The sequence below is a fragment of the Mycobacterium sp. genome (genome assembly GCF_044223235.1).
Taxonomy (GTDB): Bacteria; Actinomycetota; Actinomycetes; order Mycobacteriales; family Mycobacteriaceae; genus Mycobacterium.
The window spans coordinates 19740-36670 of record NZ_JBGAME010000006.1; the positions used below are offsets into that span (position 1 = coordinate 19740).

The following is a 16931-nucleotide window of genomic DNA, read 5'->3' on the forward strand; positions in this document are numbered from 1 at the left end:
TTATCGCCCCGGTGCACTTCGAGGTCGGCCAGAATTCCGTCCGCCAGACCAAGCCCTCTAGTGCTGGAAATCGATGACGAGGCGGGGTGGCCCGTCGAGTTCGGAGACGAGGAACGGCACCTCGGAGCGCATGCCCACAACCCATGTCAGCACGGCCTCGAAGTCGCCGGCCCGCGTGGTTTCGGTGACGACCGCGGTATCGGCAGTCAGGGTCGACGGTCCGAAGTACGTGCGCTCGACGCCGCCCCAGCCGCCACCCGTCGCCCCGATGAGTGTCACCTGTACGAAAGTGCTTGCGCCGGGCAGCGGGATCTCGTCGCCCGATCCGTCGGCGTGCGCCGGAAGCGGTCGGTAGCCGATGGTGTAACTGGGCACCGTGTCAGTGAATTCGAGGACAAGCCGGTCGTAGCCGTCTCTGGGCGCAAGCCGGACGGCAGCAAGATGCCCGGTGCCGCCGGTTCCTTCCCCGCTGACGTCTGCTGTCGAGGCGGTGGTCGGCGGCGGGGATGGCGAGGAGACTGCCGCGTTTCCGCAGGCCGACAACAGCATTGTCAGTGCGACACACACAGCAACGATCAGGGCTCGCATGTTCTCGCACCCGGACGGCTATGGCGTGACGACGTCCAGTCGCAGGCACTGCGACACTCCGAACAGCCGCAACGCCTGCCGCTGGGCGCGCGGCAGCTCCGCGCTCACGTCACCCGTGGGCACGATCACCGCATTGCGCGTCATCACTTGGCGCCCATCGGTTTCGAGCAACGCCCCGCCGCTGGCCAAGACGTTGCGCACCCAGTCCGCGGTGGTGCCGTAGGGCAGCCCGATGACGAAGCCGGTCCCGACGCGCTCGGCGGTCACCGGCGTCCGGTAACTCCGGCCGCTGCGCCTGCCGACGTGATGGATGACAGCGGTGCCACTCGAATCGGATCCTGCGGTGCGCAGCGCGCCTGGGTTGGTGACGACGCGATTGAACTTACGGATGGCCGTCAGCAGGGGTGTGATCTGCCAACGCACGGAGGCCGCGAGCGTCGCGACGACGGCTACCGCGACCGCCACCAGGATTGCCGCCGCCTTGACCGGTTGTCTCATGGGTCTCCTGTCACCACCGTGCCGACGTCGGCTGCGACGGCCTCCCAGTCGAGGCTACCCAGGTCTCCGGCACGTTCGACGCAGCGAGGGTCTATCCCGCGGTGTCGGCGTCCGAGGACGGCGATTTCTTGGTGGACGCCGCCGGGGTGCCCCCCGCGGGGGCCTCCGTCGTCTTCGTCGATGTGGTCTGGCCGGAGAACAGCCGGCGAAGCGGTTCCGTCACGGCGCCGACCGCGGCGGCGGCCTGGTCACCCGCGAGACGTGCGCGTCGATCCGATGCCGTCAAGGGGGAGAACTTGTTGCCCCCGGCCAGGTCCGCGAGGAGCGTCGGATGGGGCTTGGCGGTGGCGCCGAATCCATTCGGCGCCTTGCGGATTGACAGGTCGATCTCCTCGGTGAGATCGGTGAGATCGCTGACCACGCGCTGGGTCAACCCCTTGAGGGTTGGCTTGGCGACGTCCTCATCCGCGTCTGCGTCAGGTGTGTCTGCCGCGGGGAGGTCTGCGACCGCCGGCTGTGCGGCGGGCTTCACGTCGTCCTGGACGTCCGTCACGGGGGCGAGCACCGAAGCCACGGTGGGCGCGGACCGCTGAACCACCGGCTGCGTGCTGGTCGGTTCGGCGGCAGCCGTCGTCGCCGCTTCGGTCGGGTCATTCCTGCTGTAGCCGGCGTCGACGATCTCCTTCAACTCGTCTTCATACGGGGCCAGCACGGGGACCAGCTGGACCAGCGGAAGGTTCTTCGCCGGGACGAGATAGGTGGTTGTCACACCGCCCTTCGAGTTGACGGTCCGCGTCACGTTCTCCGGCGGGACCGCCGACAGATCCGCGTACGCCGAATTGAGGTGCATGAAGATGCCACCCGCGAGGGCATTGGCGGCTGCGGTCAGGTTCCACGGCCGGTCGGGGAAATCGACGTACCCGTCGTACTCCCCGTTGACGATGACCACGTCGTACGGGGTGTCCGGAAGGGGCTGAACGGTGTAGTCGAGAAGCCCGTTGTAGATCCCGCCCTGGCCCATTCGCAGCATCTGGCGGCTTCCGTCACCGATCAGCAAGAAGCTGACCTTGTCAGGGTCGGGGGCCGAGGGATCGTCGGCGAATCCCCGCAGGACGTCATCGACCACCAAGGACCCGGCGGAGATGCCTATCACGGTGACGTGGTCGTCGCTTTCGACGGCCTCGTCGATCGCGTTGTGCAGGAATGGGACGCCGATGGCGACCGACTGGCCCATGGTGATAACCCCGAAAAAGGGACCCGACTGCGCAGGCCAGAAGACACTTTCCCTGGTGTCGTCGGCGAACTCCCCGCGCAGCACGTTGCGCATCAGCAGATCGGGGATCGTGGGCGAGAACAACCCGGGGACGAACAGGGCTGTAGAGGCAATTGCCGATGTCATGGACGTGACCGCCGCCAGTACCGCAGCCGCAACGGCGATCAGGGCGACGATCGCCGCGCGGATGGCGGCCATCATGCGAGGGCCGGATTTATGCAGTCACGCAATTGAGGGCGTGCAATGTGAGCAGACACAAGAAGCATCGTGAGGCATCCGAACGGTCTGCGCAGAGGAAGAAGGCCCCACGACGGGATTCCGTAATATTTGCGACCATGCCGTCGCCCTGCGGTGTGCAACCTTCTCTCGAATCGTCTAATGTGACGCGAAGCGCACATTTACCCGAGCCGCTTTCGAGGCGCAGTTCAGTTGCTGCACGGCTGCGTGCATTGAAATATGAACTAAGGGTTAAGCGCAAAATCCCAGGTAAGCAGGCTAGTGCAGGCTCTGTGTACGACCATCGGTCGCTGGGTTACTCCAGATTTCCCGGACCTTGATTTGCGGCATTTCAATGCTCTCGTTACACCTGTGGCTTTGGCTGCCCGCCTGTCCCGGTGCCGCCATTGATCTATGAGTGCGCAAAGAATCTGTTCGCTGTTCACCTGCCGAGCAATTGGCCCGAGAAATTCGCTGTCGGCTGGGCAGCGAACTTCTCACGTATCCGTGAAGGGTGATCGCCCGGTCGTTCCCGGCACGTCGAAGTTTGTACGGTCTTTGTACGTCGACGGGCACGGATATTGTCCGAGACGCTGCCAGGGGGCGCATGTGCACAACGGGAGCCGACACCGCGACCGTCAAATTTGTTCGATGTAGCTGGAATGTCGCATGCATTGTGCCCACGTTCTCGCGGCGGGGCGCGATGCGTGTGAAGGGGCCTGGCGAGTGTTGTCGTTCGAGCGGTAGACCCAGAACGCGATGCGGCGCTCAGTAGTCGGGCGTGCTGATGTCCTGAAGCTCTTCTTCGGGCTGCCCGGGCTGAACGGGCCCCGGCATCTGGGGCCCGGGCGGGCTGATCTGAGTGCCACCCATCTCAGGCGCTGCGGGAGAGTTCGGCGCGAGATAAGGGATGCATGAATCGGTGAAGAGATCCCCCTCTTCGCCGATGGGGCAGTCCGCGAGTCGGGCGGGCGCGTCTGCCGGCGCTGCGGCGACGAATGTGAGCGCCGGGGCCGCCGCCGCGGCCACCAAGGCACCAGCGATGATCAGCCGACGAGCGGACGGCAACCTGGCTCCCATACGGGTCATCATCTCACCGCTCGTGAGATCAGCGCGACCAACCGCGCACACGAGCCGTACCGCTGGCTCGGGTCCTTGGCCATTGCCTTGGCCAGGATCGAGTCAACCGCGTGGGGGATCCACACGATGTGGCGGGAGATCCGTGGCGGGTCGGCGTGCAGGTGTGCGTCCACCAGTGCCATCGCGTTCGTCGACCGGAACGGTGGTGTGCCGGTGAGGACTTCGACAAGAGTGCACGCCAACGCGTACTCGTCGCTGGCCGGCGTCGGTGGGCCGCCTCGCAGCAGTTCCGGTGCGGCGTAGGGCAATGTTCCGGCGAGGTGGGTGGTACGTGCCGCAGGCTCCGCATCGGCAGCAGACCGGGCGACGCCGAAGTCGATCAGCTTCGCGCCGAACCGGTCGAAGTCCGCCGACAGGAGAATGTTGGACGGTTTGACGTCGCAGTGCACGATCCCGCTGCGATGGGCGTAGTCCAGCGCGTCGGCGATCTGTTCCAGCGCGGTCAGGCGGACGGAAAGCGATGGTGCGTCCGCGACGATTCCGCCGGATAGCAGCTCCATGGCCAGCCAGTGCCGGCCGCATTCGTACACCGTGACGACATGGGGATGATCGAGTTGCCGTGCGAACGCGAATTCTCTTTGCAGTCGCTCCAGTTCGACGGTTCCGCGATGATTTTCGTCGAGCACCTTGAGGGCGACGACGAGCTCAGGCCTGGCGGCATGATGTGCCCGGTAGACGGCGGCGTGCCCGCCTCGGCCGAGGACCCGTTCGACGATGAAGTCCTGGATGCGCGCTCCTGGCGGCATCACCGACACGGTCACATCCTATTGGAGGCAAACGGATGGTGCCCGGCCGCATGTGCGGCCGGGCACCCGACGACAGTCCCGTATCAGTCGTCGGCTTTGTCCGTCTTGTCCTTATGCTCGTGCTCGGGGTAGGGGATGGGCGGGACGATCGGCGGCACGACGGGGTACTCGCCGGTGTAGCCGATCCGGCTCTGCGCCATCGCCATCACCTTGGGGCGAACGGCGAACCAGCCGCCGATCAGCGCAGGCACGATGACCAGGAGAGCCACCAGGTTCCAGTAGTTCTCGTAGCACATCAGGGCCGTGACCGCCCCGAGGAAGATCAACGTGGCATAGCTCGTGTAGGGCGCGCCGGGCAGCCGGAAGGACGGCCGTGTCACCAGACCCTTCTTCTCCCAGCGGTACAGCTGCAACTGGCAGAGCACGATCATGCCCCACGTCGAGATGATGCCGAGCGCCGACAGGTCGAGCGCGATGTTGAACGCCTCGGAGGGAACCACCAGGTTCAGTCCGACGCCGGCCAGGGTGAGCAGGCCGGTCAGCGCGATACCGCCGAAGGGCACGCCGTTGCGGTTCATCTTGCCGGTGAAGGCCGGCGCGCTGCCGTTGAGCGCCAGCGACCGCAGGATCCGTCCCGTCGAGTACAACCCGGCGTTCAGGCTCGACAGCGCCGCGGTGAACACCACCAGGTTCATGATGCCGCCGGCGGCCGGGACCCCGATCCTGGAGAAGAACGTCACGAACGGGCTCTCCCCGGCCTTGTAGGTGGTGTAGGGCAGCAACAGGGCCAGCAGGATGAGCGAGCCCACGTAGAACACCGCGATGCGGACGATCACCGAGTTGATCGCGCGCGGCATGATCGCGGCCGGATTCTCGGTCTCACCTGCCGCGATGCCGACGAGCTCGACCGCGGCGTAGGCGAAGATCACTCCAGAGGTCACGATGACCAGCGCGAACAGGCCCTGGGGGAACATGCCCCCGTTGTCGCTGATCACCGAGAACCCCGTAGTGGCGCCCTCGATCTCGAATCTCCCTGCCAGGAACACCGTGCCGACGACCAGGAAGGTGACCAGCGCCAGGACCTTGATCAGCGCTGCCCAGAATTCCAGCTCTCCGAACAGCTTGACCGAGATCATGTTGAATGCCAGCACCACGGCGAGCGCTACCAGCGCGATCAACCACTGCGGTATCGCCTTGAACATGCCCCAGTAGTGGCAGTACAGCGCGATCGCCGTGACGTCGACGATTGCGGTCATCGCCCAGTTGAAGAAGTACATCCATCCGGTGACGAATGCGGTCTTCTCGCCGAAGAATTCGCGTGCGTAGGACACGAACGACCCGGAGGAGGGGCGGTGCAGCACGAGTTCGCCCAGCGCGCGAAGGATGAAGAAGACGAACACGCCGCAGAAGGCGTAGACCAGGAACAAACCCGGCCCGGCGTTGTGGAGGCGGCTGCCGGCCCCCATGAAGAGGCCGGTGCCGATCGCGCCGCCGATCGCGATCATCTGGATCTGGCGGGGCTTGAGGGCCTTGTGGTAGCCCTCATCTTCTTGGCTCAGCGCGGAGTTGTCATACCCCGTATTCGATGCAGGGATTGCGCTCATCGATATTCCTCAGTGGATGCGGTGAAGTGGATGCGGTGATCGGATCAATGCAAACCGCTCGACCGCTCCGTCGATGGCATCAAACATTTGATCCAGTTAGACTTTTGCAAGTTATCCCAGCCGGGGCTCCGGCGAAAGCGGGCAATGTAAACAATGGGTAAGACCATCGGTGAGTCCGGCGAGCGGGTGTCCGTGAGCCAGCCGCTCGGGCGCGCGGTGCGCGCACTGCGGCGTCAGCGGGGGATGACACTCGCGCGACTCAGCGAGCAGAGCGGTCTCTCCATTCCCTTTCTGTCGCAGGTCGAGAACAACCGGGCGAGTCCGTCGCTGCAGTCGTTGAGCGCCATCGCGGCCGCGCTGGGCGCCAACACGGTCGACATCATGCGCGCCGCCGAGGCCGACTGCGTCGTCGACGTCGAGCCGGCGAGTGCAGACGCACCCGACCGCTCTCTCGGCCGGCTGCAGGGTCAGATCGAGGTGCTCGAGCTGACCAGGCCCGACGGAGAAGGTCAGGATTGGCAGGCTCATCTCTATCCGGTCGTGCTCTACGTCGTCCGCGGGCGGGTGGTCGTCACCGTCTCGCAGTTCGGGGAGGACACGGATTACGCACTCGGCGCGGGTGGCCGGATGAGGTGCGGGAGTGGCGTCGCCTACCGGTGGCACGCCGACGGTGGCGAGGCTGTGCTCATCGCGGTCCTCGGCAACGACCGTGCGACGTTGTCGCGGCAGTAAGCCCGCGGAAGTCCGGCCACGTCACCTGCCGTTGATATGGCTGTGCATCGCCGCCGCGGCCGATTCGGGCCTGGCGTCGGCGATCGCCGTGATCACCGCCTGAAGTGAGCGTTCCGCACTGGGCCGTGACGGCCACAGCCGCGCCGCGACATCCCATCGGCCCCCCGACCCCGCCAGTACGAGCCAGAGGTCATAGACGAGGCTCTCGAAGACCGCGTTGCCGCTGGCCTCGCCGATGCCGAAGTACACCGCGCTCGCAACATCGGACCATTGGTCGGATGCGGACTGTGTCGCCATCGTGTCGACCAGCGTCCGGAGGCCGTGGATCTCCTCCGCCGACGCGTGCCGGGCGGCGTCGGCTGCCGACTGGGTGGTGATCAATGCCCACGCCGACATGACATCTTCTAGCCAACTATCCGGATAACTGGCTGCCCTGCTGTCTGACAGGTTCATACGAATATCGTTGAGCACTGTGGCCAGGCTGTCAACATGAAGCGAGATATAGCGTCCGATCAGTGGGTATAGTCACACTCATGAACCTGTCTGATAGCTGGACCGATCGACAGCCACGCATGTCGCGGATGAGCGCGGCAGAGGCGGTCCTGGCGGATCTGCGGGCATCCATCGAAGAACGCGACCTGCCTGTCGGGGCCAAGCTCCCCGCCGAGGCGACCCTGGCCGGCCGGTACGGCGTCAGTCGGTCCGTCATCCGCGAGGCGCTGCGGTCCACGACCGCGCTGGGCTTGACGGAAACGCACACCGGCCGCGGCACATTCGTGGTCGCGGACCGGGTCCGGGTGGAGTCGCTCGGGCGCTACACGGCGCAGGCGCTGCGCGAAGCGCGGCCTCATATCGAAGTGCCCGCGGCGGGTCTGGCCGCCCACCGACGCACCGACGAGCAGCTGGAGCGGATGCGCACGCTCGTCAGCGCGATGGACGTCGTCGAGGATCCGTCCGAATGGGTCCGGCTGGACGGCGAATTCCACCTCTGCATCGCGCAGTCCAGCGGCAATCCGGTGTTCGCGTCCGTCGTCGACGACATCCGGGAGGCGCTCGCCGAGCAATCCAAAATGATCAACACACTGCCCATGCGGCGGGAGCGCAACGGCGTCGAGCATCGGGCCATCATCGACGCGATCGCCGCCGGAGCGGCCGATCGTGCATCCGCGGCGATGGCCGACCATCTGAAGATCGTCGACGAGGCCGTCACACGCCTGATGAGCTGATCACCCACCGGGCCGGGCCGACACGCCGGATCGGCACGTCGGTGGTGCGCTGGCCCGTGCCGATCCTGCTGGCGTCGTTGGCCGCGGCGCTGGTGGGGCTGACGGCGGTGCCCATCTATCAACCCAGCTACGACGACCGCCGGTTCATCCCCGCTGACATCCCGGCGAACGAGGGTTATGTCGCGGCGGATCGGCACTTCTCCGCGGCCCGGATGAACCCGGAGGTCATGCTGATCGAGACGGACCGCGATCTGCGAAACCCGGCGGATTTCCTGGTGATCGACAAACTGGCCAAGGCCGTGTTCCGGGTGCCGGGCGTGGCACGGGTACAGACGGTAACCCGGCCGAAGGACACGCCGATCGAGAACACCTCGATCCCGTTCCGCATCAGCATGCAGGGCGTCGGCCAGCAACAGAACATGAAGCTGATGTTCGACCGCCTCGACGATATGAAGGCCCAGGCCGAGGATCTGGGCAACACGGTGGCGATCATGAACCGGATGTACGCCCTCATATCCCGGATGGCGGGAATCACCGACGATCTCGTCGTCGGCACGGCCGAGATGCAGGCCACGGGCGCGAACTGCGGGACGGTATGGCCGATTTCGACGACTTCTTCCGGCCGCTGCGCAACTACCTGCACTGGGAACCGCACTGCTACAACATCCCGCTGTGCTGGTCGGTCCGCTCGATGTTCGACTCGCGCGACGGCATCAACGCTATCTGCCACCGGAGGTGTTCGACAATCCCGACTTCCGGCGCGCCATGGACCTTTTTCATCTCCCCGGACGGAAAGTCGCTGCGGAAGATCATCTCCCACCGCGACGACCCGGCGTCGGGCGAAGGGCTGTCTCGCGTCGAACCGATCCAGCTGGCGGCGATCGAGGCGCTCAAGGGCACCCCGCTGGAGGACGCCAAGGTGTCGCTGGGCGGCACCGCCGCCACCTACCATGACCTTGCGCAGGGATCGCGCTACGACCTGGGCATCGCGGAATCGCCACGGTCTGCCTGATTGTCGCCGTCATGCTGCTCATCACGCGGAGCCTGGTCGCCGCGATCGTGATCGTCGGCACCGTCTTGCTGTCGCTCGGCGTGTCGTTCGGTCTCTCGGTTCTGCTGTGGCAGTACGTCGTCGGCCTTCCGCTGCACTGGATGGTGATGCCGATGGCGATCATGATCCTGCTTGCCGTCGGGGCCGACTACAACCTGATGCTGGTGGCCCGGTTCAAGGAGGAACTGCCCGCCGGTCTTGCACGACCCCGCCGTACGCGGTGTCGAGTTCACCCAGCCGACCCAGTCCAACGCCGTCTTCGCCGTGCTGCCGCCCGGAGTCGCCGACCGGTTGCGGGAGTGTTTCGGCTTCTACGACTGGGACGCGTCCACCGGCGAGGTGCGGTGGGTGTGCAGCTTCGACACCCAGCCCGAAGACGTCGACGCGTTCGTCGCCGACGTCGCCCGGTTGACGGCCTGAACGGGCACGGGTGTGTCAGGGTTCGTCGACGACGAGCACGGGGGTGTCCTTCCTCAGCGTCTCGCCGCGGAAGAACTCCGGCTGACTTGCCCGCATCGCGAACATGAAGATCAGCCCGATCAGGATCAGCCCGAGCCCGAGGATGAGCACCAGCCCGACACCGCCGATGCTCGCACCGCTGCCGTAGTCGGGCGAGGCGCTGTCGATGAGCGTCTGGACGAACACTCCTAGCAGACCCAACCCGCCCAGCAGCGGGAACAGGAGCTTGAAGATGAAGCTGCTGAAGCTCGAGAACAGCTCGTTGCGGAAGTACCAGATGCACGCGAACGCGGTCAGGCCGTAGTAGAAGCAGATCATGATGCCCAGCGAGTAGATCGTGTCGGTGAGCACCTTCTCGCTGAAGACGGTCAGCGTCGTGTAGAAGATCGCCGATCCGACGCCGGCCGCTACCGTCGCGAAGGACGGGGTGAGGAACCGGGGATGCACGGTCGCGAACTTGGACGGGAACGCCTTATAGGTCCCCATCGCCAGCATCGTTCGCGACGTCGGCAGGAAGGTGGTGATCAGGCTGGCGGCGCTGGACGCCAGCACAGCCAGGAACAGGAACAGGTGCAGCGGCCCGCCCAGCACGGGTTCGGCAAGGGCCCCGAACACGTTGTCGGCGATCTCCTCGTTGCCCAGACCGAGTCCGTCGGTGCCGACCCCGGCATACATCTGGGTGGCACAGGCCACCAGCAGATAGGTCAGCAGGATCGACACGACGCACAGCAGCGCCGCGCGCCCCGGTGTCTTGTCTGAATCCTTGGATTCCTCGTTCACGGTCAGCGCGGTGTCCCACCCCCAGAACGCGAAGATCGACCCGGACAGGCCCGCGATGAACGCCGACAGCGTCAGGCCGGCGGGACTGAACCAGTCGAGGCTGAACGGGATCCCGGTCTCCGAGCTGTCGGATTTGGCGATCGCGACTCCCGCGAACACCAGCAAGACCACCATCTGGAAACCCACCAGGACGAACTGCACCTTCTCCGTCGTGGTGATCCCGCGGTAGGCCACGGAGGTGGCCGCCGCCAGGAAGACCAAACAGGTGACCACGTTGACCAGGCGGTTCTCCCATAGTCCGGCGATCTGCTCACTGCCGAACAGGTCGCCGATGAACTGGTAGAAGAACTGCACGGCGACGCCGGCCAGATTGGACAGCACGATCACCGTCGCGAGCACCGCCGCCCAGCCGCCGAGCCAGCCGATGTAGGGCCCGAATGCCTTGGTGGTCCACGTGAATGACGTCCCGCAGTCCGGTGCGACCTTGTTGAACTCGCGGTAGGCGTAGGCGGCGAAGAACATCGGCAGGAATCCGGCGATGATGACGACGGCCATCTTCGAGCCTGCCTCGGCGACCAGGATGCCGATGGTGGCCGTCAGGGCGTACGCCGGGGCCACCGACGAGATGCCGAGCACCGTACCGCCGAGCAGGCCAACCGAGTTGTGCGAGAGTCCCTTGTCCTGGAGGTCCTTCTCGGGAAGGTGATGGGGGTCGTGCGCTTCTATCTGCATGGGGACCTCCCAGGTCTGTGCGGTAGGCACCTGATGCTAGCGACTTTTCGGTGCGGTCACCGACGGTTTCGGGCGTGCGGGAATTCGCTGGAAGCGCGCAACCGCGACGGGCACGGTGTGACGCGACGGTTACAGCACCTTCGACAGAAACTCCTGCAGACGTGGGTGTTTGGGATTGCCGAAGACCTCCTCAGGGCTGTCGTCCTCGACGATGTTGCCGTCGGCCATGAATATCACCCGCGACGACACCTCGCGCGCAAAGCCCATCTCGTGGGTGACCACCACCATGGTCATGCCGCCCTCGGCGAGTTCGCGCAGCACCTCCAGGACGTCGCCGACCATCTCCGGGTCCAGCGCGCTGGTCGCCTCGTCGAACAGCATGATGTCGGGGTTCATCGCGAGGGCACGGGCGATGGCGACCCGCTGCTTCTGGCCGCCCGACAGCGTCGCAGGCTTCACTTGCGCCTTCTCCGCCAGCCCGACCTGACCGAGCAACTCCATCGCTCGCTTCTGCGCCGCCGCCTTGTCCATCTTCTTGGTCAGCAGCGGAGCGAGAGTGACGTTGTCGATGACCGTCATATGCGGGAACAGGTTGAAGTGCTGGAACACCATCCCGATGTGCTGGCGTACCTTGTCGAGATCCACTTTCGGGTTCGTCAGGTCGAACTCGTCGACCGTGACTTTGCCCGCGGTGATGTCCTCCAGCTTGTTCAGGCAGCGCAGGAAGGTCGACTTCCCCGAGCCGGACGGGCCGATCACGCAGACGACCTCGCCCTGGCTGATCGTGGTGTCGATACCGTTGAGCACCACCAGGTCACCGAACGCCTTCTTCAGTCCCTCGATGCGGATCTTCACCGTGCCCGGTGGTTCGGCCGCGGCGGACTCGGGTACCAAATCGTTCATTTCACGATCCTTTTCTCGAGGCGGTCCGACAGCTTGGTGAGCGCCATGATGACGATGAAATAGATGATGCCGATGATCAACCACATGTTGAACGACTGGAAGTTGCGGGCGATGATGATCCGCCCGGTCTGGGTCAGCTCGGCGATGCCGATCACCGACAGGATCGAGGTGTCCTTGAGGGTGATGACGAACTGGTTGATGTACGACGGGATCATCGTCCGGATCGCTTGAGGCAGAATCACTCTGCGCATGGTCGGTAGGTAGCCGATGCCCAGGCTGCGCGACGCCTCCATTTGTCCCTTGTCCACCGACTGGATTCCGCCGCGGACGATTTCGGTCATGTAGGCGCCCGCGTTGAGCGACAGCGTGATGATGCCCGCGGTCAGTGCCGACATTTGGAAACCGAGCGCTGCCGGGATGCCGAAGTAGATGAAGAACGCCTGCACCAGCAGCGGTGTCCCGCGGAAGATGTCGACGTAGGTGGTGCCGATGGCGCGTAGCCAGATGGAGCGTGATACCCGCAGGAGCCCGAAGATGATGCCGAGCACCAGTGCGATGGCGATGGAGACGACCGTCAAGACGAGGGTCATCTTGAGGCCTTCCATCAACAACGGGAAGGTGCTCTTCAACAGGCCGAGGAACGAATTGTCGGTCTCGGCAGCGCCTTCGCCGAGATAGCTGTTGATGATCTCGTCGTAGCGGCCGGATTCGCGAAGGTTGTTCAGACCGGTGTTGAACTTCTGCAGCAGTTCGGCATTTCGGCCCTTGTTGACGGCGAAGCCGTAGCTGGAGCCCTTCTCTTTCGGCGTCACCGTCTTGAAGCCGTTGCCCTGGGCGATGCCGTACTGCAGCACCGGGTAGTCGTCGAAGATGGCCTGGGAGTTGCCCGTACGCACCTCGTCGTACATCGAGGCGGAGTCGGCGAAGTACACCGTATTGAACCCGTACTTGTCCTTGATCGACTCGGCGAAATCTGCGCCCTCGGTACCGTTCTTGACCGCCACCCGCTTGCCGCGCAGATCGTCGTAGGACTTGATCTCGTTGTTCGTCGCCAGCACCGCCATCTGGACACCGGACTCGAAATAGGGCTCGGAGAAGTCGAACACCTTCTTGCGTTCGTCGGTGATGGACATGCCTGCGATGACACCGTCGGCCTGATTGGCCTGCACCGCCTGCAGGGCAGCGTCGAAGCCAAGCGGTTTGATCGTGATCTTGAAATTCTGGTCCTGGGCGATCGCGTTGATGAGATCGATGTCGATGCCGACGAATTGGCCGCTCTCGTCCTGGAACTCGAATGGGGCGAAGGTGATGTCGGTGGCGATGAGGTAAGTCTCATCCTGCGCGGAAGCGTTGGCGGGGGCCAGGATTCCGGTGCCGAACAGGGTGACGAGCAGCGCCGCGACCAGAATCGCTAATCGTCGCGACTGCGTGCCGTCGGGGCGCTGTGGACACTCGGCTGGCATGGCGGCCTCCCATCTGGGCATTACGCGGGGATGCATGACGCGGGGATCCGACGCTAATGCGATGGGAGCCGGCCTGTCGGGCGAAGGCGGCCGAGGAAACTCACTAGTTACCAAATGGATGCGTGGCGTGATCTACGGCCGGCGGTGAAAATCCTCCGGCCGCGGCCTCGTTAGCGCATGGCGTCGGAGGGCGGGGCGACCAAGCCCGCGCGTCGTGCGCTGGCCACCGTGCGCTCCCAGCCCACTTCGCCGAGGACGATCAGCACGAACGCCGTGGCGAATGCCGCCAGCGTGGCGGTCCACTGGGCCCACTGCGGGCCGGTCAGCATCACGGCGAGCAGCAGTACCCAGAAACCGCCTGCCAGTGCGATGCGTACGGGCGGTATGCCGTGCGTCCGCTCACCATGATGGATGCCGCGGCGTCGCGGCGGTGTCTGAGTGGGCCCGGTCATGATTCCACAGTGCGCCGGCAAACTGAGGAGGTTCCAAGCGCCCGCTATGGAATCTCTATGATCCTGCTTTGCCGGGCCGCGACCCGGGCGCGACGCGTCGGCCCCGGGCGCATCAGCCCTGCCGGGGCGCCGATCAGCGCGAGCAGTCCAGCGAGACGGTGATGGTGCGCGCCACGACGATGGGGACCAGGATGTCGCGGCCGCGCCGCTCCACCTCGACGAGCTGGGTCCGTTCGTTGGGATTGCGCACGCTGGTGACCACACATTGGTCCAGCGGCGCGCTGCCGATCCGGTCGACCCGGACGTCGAAGCCCTGGGCCTCGAGCTGGCCGATCGTGACCACCGCCGACTGGGCCTGGGCCTCCGCGACGGCTGCTGGTGTCAGCAGCACACCCACCGCGCCCGCGGCCATCGCGAACAGAGTGAGCAGTGCGGCGCGCAGCGTCGTCCCCCGCGCCGCCGGTGCCGTCGAATCGAGCGTCGCAGTCATGGTGAAACCCCCTGTGCCGGAGAGCCGATGGGCTTCTCGGTGTTTGTTGACGGTCTCGATGTTGCCGGGGGTGGGAGGGTCGGTGCTTGGAGTCCGTGTGGAGATCTGGGGGAGAACGTCGGCAGGCCGTCATCGCGACAGGCGGCCGACCAGTGCCCGCTTCAGATCGGGCCGGCTGGCCGCCACCAAGGTGAACGCGGCCCAACGCGCCAGCAGCTGGGGGTAGGCAGAGCGCAGCAGCGCCGGACCGCCGCATACTGCCACGACTGCCGACGCCGCGCGCACCGCCAGTTCGCAGCCGTCCGCGCGCGCCTGGAGCAGGGTCGCGGCGTCGGCCAGGCCGGCGTCGAGCCGGGCGCTGACGTCGTCGGCGGTCGCTCGCAGCGCGGCGGCGGCATCGCTTTCGCCCGCCTCGTCGAGTACGCGCACGCAGCGGCCGGCGACGCCGATGGGCAGCGTGGCGTTGAGGCGGGAGCCGACGTTCTGGGTGGCCATGAACTCGGCGCGCGACACCCGGGACACAATGCGCTCGTCGGCGATCACGAGGCCGTCGACGTCGAGGGATACGGTTCGCGACGCGTCGGCGACGAACAGGTCCTGCGGCCGGATCACGGTGAACCCCGGCTGATCCCGCGCGGCGACGAGGCCGGCGACGATGTCACCGGTCTCGACGTCGCCCGCGGAGAACTGGATGACATCGACGACGCCCCAGCCGCTGACGAACGGCGCGTGACCCGCCAGCCGCCAGCCGCCCGCCAGGATCTCGAGGATCTCGATGAGGCCACCGAACGGCAACCCGGGGCCACCGAACTCCACCGGCGCCGCGATGCTGTACAGCCCGGCGTCCGCGAGCGCGTTCCAGTGGGTCTCGGGCACGCTGCCCGTCCGGTCCACCTCGAGCGCCGCCGGGAACAGGACGGTGTCGGCGATGCGGTGCGCGCTGTCGATCAGGCTCGTGGTCACGGCCCGACGTTAGCGGGTGTTCGTCGGGGATGGCAGCAAAGCGATTGTGGCCCAGCCGGATTAGCTATCCACCGGTCCGGTGACGGCGGCGCACGCGGCGTAGTGCCGCACCGGTCGCGGTAAGCACGCACCCGCCGACCGTGAGGGCGAACACGGCCAGGATCAGATGCTGCGGCTGCGCCGAGAGCACGTACGCCCACAACTGCAGGCCACCCGCGCCCAGCGCCAGCACACCGAACGCCGCCGCCGCGAGCATCAGCCGCTTGTCCGACACCCCTTCAGCCTAGGCTTGTCTCGCGCGGGATCTGTCGGCAACGGTGCCGGGGATCCGGCCGGAAGGAGACGTGTCGTGCCACAGACAGGGCCCTGGACCGGCGACCCGGTGTGGTTGGTCGACGTGCTGCGGGCCGAGGGCCTCAGGCCGGTCGAGTATCCGGGCTGGCGGACCCGCGGCCACGGCGACTTCAAGGACATCCGCGGGGTGATGGTCCACCACACGGGTTCCGACTACGCCAGCGCCGCGTCCATCGCCGAGGGCAGGCCGGACCTGCCGGGACCGCTGTCGCAACTGCATATCGCCCGTGACGGCACGGTCACCGTCGTGGCGGTCGGCGTGGCGTGGCACGCCGGGGTCGGCCAGTATCCGTGGCTGCCCACCAACATGGGCAACTGGCACATGATCGGCATCGAATGCGCCAACAGCGGCACCAGCCCGACTGCGCCGCACCGAACCAACTGGCCCGATGCGCAGTACACCGCCCTGGTGCGGTCCTGCGCCGCGATCAACCGCAGGCTGGCGCAGAACTCGAGCCGCACGATCGGCCATAAGGAGTACGCCGGCCGCGCACAGGGTAAGTGGGATCCCGGCGCCATCAACATGGATATCCTGCGCGGGGACATCCAGCTCCAGATCGGCACGATCCCCGATCCTGCGCCCACGCCTCGGCCGCCGGTCCCGGTCGGCGAGTACGCGGACATCCTGCTGTTCCGCGGTTCGGAGGGCCCGCAGGTGGCCGAGCTGCAGCGCCGGCTCAAGTACTCCTACAGTTCATACGCGGGCAATCTCGTGATCGACGGCATGTTCGGGCCCAGCACCGAGGCCGCGGTGCGGGAGTTCCAGCGACGTACGCCGGGGTTGCAGGTGGACGGCATCGTAGGACCGCAGACGGCCGCGGCGCTGAGGCTGCGGGTGATCCCGCCGGCCCAGGTGTTGCTCACCGCCCGCCCCGAAACCATCGGGCCGTGACACGCCGTGCAGTGACGAAGTTTGCTGATGTGTCGCGATGTGATTTGGAGCTCATTTTCGAATCGGCAGGTAAGAAGACGAAATGCACGCTGTGACCCCTGTGGCTCGTGATGAATTCGCCACATGCGCTAAACATCCACGTCACGGTGCATATTTGCCATAGCTTTGTAAACATAACAATGTCGTAACGAAGATCTTCTTAAGCGACATCTGAGAGCCGTCCGGCGCCGAGGCTCGAATCCGCGCCGCGCGGGATTTTGATCGGACTTTTCGTCACTAGACTCGACCGGAACCGCGCCACCGTGGCGCCGACACACCGCAACACTGACATCGAACTAGGCCGGTTGGACGCATGCGCCGGCGGAGGTG

At 65.8% G+C, this 16931-nt stretch carries 18 protein-coding genes and 1 pseudogene; 5 read left to right on the plus strand and 14 right to left on the minus strand.

Going from position 1 to position 16931, the window contains the following annotated elements:
• Positions 1-57: 57 nt before the first annotated feature.
• The 6 genes from ADBZ6K_RS10905 to ADBZ6K_RS10930 all read right to left on the minus strand — a co-directional run bounded on the left by ADBZ6K_RS10905 (position 58) and on the right by ADBZ6K_RS10930 (position 6065).
• Positions 58-588 carry an AMIN-like domain-containing (lipo)protein gene (locus tag ADBZ6K_RS10905; RefSeq protein ID WP_526346405.1) on the minus strand — a complete coding sequence of 177 codons (531 nt, stop codon included), beginning with the start codon at positions 586-588 and terminating at the stop codon, positions 58-60.
• 18 nt (positions 589-606) lie between these two features.
• Positions 607-1086 (minus strand): nitroreductase family deazaflavin-dependent oxidoreductase, encoded by a 480-nt coding sequence (locus ADBZ6K_RS10910; RefSeq protein WP_526346407.1) that lies wholly within the window; start codon positions 1084-1086, stop codon positions 607-609.
• 91 nt (positions 1087-1177) lie between these two features.
• Positions 1178-2557, minus strand: a complete 1380-nt coding sequence (locus ADBZ6K_RS10915; RefSeq protein ID WP_526346409.1) for a PE-PPE domain-containing protein — start codon at positions 2555-2557, stop codon at positions 1178-1180.
• 786 nt (positions 2558-3343) lie between these two features.
• The gene (locus tag ADBZ6K_RS10920; protein ID WP_526346411.1) at positions 3344-3664 is read right to left on the minus strand and encodes a hypothetical protein; all 321 of its coding nucleotides are present in this window, start codon (positions 3662-3664) and stop codon (positions 3344-3346) included.
• On the minus strand, positions 3664-4461 hold the full coding sequence (locus ADBZ6K_RS10925) for a serine/threonine-protein kinase (protein WP_526346803.1): 798 nt from the start codon (positions 4459-4461) through the stop codon (positions 3664-3666). Before ADBZ6K_RS10925 ends, ADBZ6K_RS10920 begins: the two co-directional genes overlap by 1 nt.
• An 83-nt stretch (positions 4462-4544) precedes the next feature.
• Entirely contained in the window at positions 4545-6065 is a 1521-nt protein-coding gene (locus tag ADBZ6K_RS10930; RefSeq protein WP_526346413.1) for an amino acid permease, read from the minus strand.
• Positions 6066-6218: 153 nt separating this feature from the next.
• Between ADBZ6K_RS10930 and ADBZ6K_RS10935 the strand changes: the two genes are divergently transcribed.
• The gene (locus ADBZ6K_RS10935; protein WP_526346415.1) at positions 6219-6797 is read left to right on the plus strand and encodes a helix-turn-helix domain-containing protein; all 579 of its coding nucleotides are present in this window, start codon (positions 6219-6221) and stop codon (positions 6795-6797) included.
• A 21-nt stretch (positions 6798-6818) separates the two neighbouring features.
• Here ADBZ6K_RS10935 and ADBZ6K_RS10940 read toward each other — a convergent pair whose 3' ends face one another.
• Complete coding sequence (locus tag ADBZ6K_RS10940; RefSeq protein WP_526346417.1) at positions 6819-7193, minus strand: FCD domain-containing protein; 375 nt, start codon at positions 7191-7193, stop codon at positions 6819-6821.
• A 137-nt stretch (positions 7194-7330) separates the two neighbouring features.
• Here ADBZ6K_RS10940 and ADBZ6K_RS10945 point away from each other — a divergent pair, with 137 nt between their 5' ends.
• The 3 genes and pseudogenes from ADBZ6K_RS10945 (at position 7331) to ADBZ6K_RS10955 (ending at position 9494) form a co-directional block, all read left to right on the plus strand.
• Positions 7331-8023: a FadR/GntR family transcriptional regulator gene (locus ADBZ6K_RS10945; RefSeq protein WP_526346419.1), complete on the plus strand. Its 693-nt coding sequence runs from the start codon at positions 7331-7333 to the stop codon at positions 8021-8023.
• Between the two features lie 23 nt (positions 8024-8046).
• Positions 8047-9274: pseudogene (locus ADBZ6K_RS10950) on the plus strand (MMPL family transporter); the annotation flags it as partial.
• Positions 9273-9494 carry a hypothetical protein gene (locus ADBZ6K_RS10955; protein ID WP_526346839.1) on the plus strand — a complete coding sequence of 74 codons (222 nt, stop codon included), beginning with the start codon at positions 9273-9275 and terminating at the stop codon, positions 9492-9494. The pseudogene ADBZ6K_RS10950 and the gene ADBZ6K_RS10955, both read left to right, overlap by 2 nt.
• Positions 9495-9509: 15 nt before the next feature.
• Here the strand turns inward: ADBZ6K_RS10955 and ADBZ6K_RS10960 are convergent, their stop codons facing one another.
• From ADBZ6K_RS10960 to ADBZ6K_RS10990, 7 genes are all read right to left on the minus strand, one after another.
• Entirely contained in the window at positions 9510-11045 is a 1536-nt protein-coding gene (locus ADBZ6K_RS10960) for an amino acid permease (RefSeq protein WP_526346421.1), read from the minus strand.
• 129 nt (positions 11046-11174) lie between these two features.
• Positions 11175-11948: an amino acid ABC transporter ATP-binding protein gene (locus ADBZ6K_RS10965; RefSeq protein WP_526346423.1), complete on the minus strand. Its 774-nt coding sequence runs from the start codon at positions 11946-11948 to the stop codon at positions 11175-11177.
• Positions 11945-13411: an amino acid ABC transporter substrate-binding protein/permease gene (locus ADBZ6K_RS10970; protein WP_526346425.1), complete on the minus strand. Its 1467-nt coding sequence runs from the start codon at positions 13409-13411 to the stop codon at positions 11945-11947. Before ADBZ6K_RS10970 ends, ADBZ6K_RS10965 begins: the two co-directional genes overlap by 4 nt.
• 170 nt (positions 13412-13581) lie before the next feature.
• Positions 13582-13863 carry a hypothetical protein gene (locus ADBZ6K_RS10975; RefSeq protein ID WP_526346427.1) on the minus strand — a complete coding sequence of 94 codons (282 nt, stop codon included), beginning with the start codon at positions 13861-13863 and terminating at the stop codon, positions 13582-13584.
• Positions 13864-13996: 133 nt separating this feature from the next.
• Positions 13997-14353 carry a hypothetical protein gene (locus tag ADBZ6K_RS10980; protein WP_526346429.1) on the minus strand — a complete coding sequence of 119 codons (357 nt, stop codon included), beginning with the start codon at positions 14351-14353 and terminating at the stop codon, positions 13997-13999.
• 129 nt (positions 14354-14482) lie between these two features.
• Positions 14483-15316 (minus strand): acyl-CoA dehydrogenase family protein, encoded by an 834-nt coding sequence (locus ADBZ6K_RS10985; protein WP_526346431.1) that lies wholly within the window; start codon positions 15314-15316, stop codon positions 14483-14485.
• Between the two features lie 64 nt (positions 15317-15380).
• Positions 15381-15590, minus strand: a complete 210-nt coding sequence (locus tag ADBZ6K_RS10990) for a hypothetical protein (RefSeq protein ID WP_526346433.1) — start codon at positions 15588-15590, stop codon at positions 15381-15383.
• Between the two features lie 75 nt (positions 15591-15665).
• On the opposite strand from ADBZ6K_RS10990, the gene ADBZ6K_RS10995 reads away from it, so the two are divergent.
• Positions 15666-16562 (plus strand): peptidoglycan recognition protein family protein, encoded by an 897-nt coding sequence (locus ADBZ6K_RS10995; RefSeq protein WP_526346435.1) that lies wholly within the window; start codon positions 15666-15668, stop codon positions 16560-16562.
• The last annotated feature ends 369 nt before the right edge of the window (positions 16563-16931 follow it).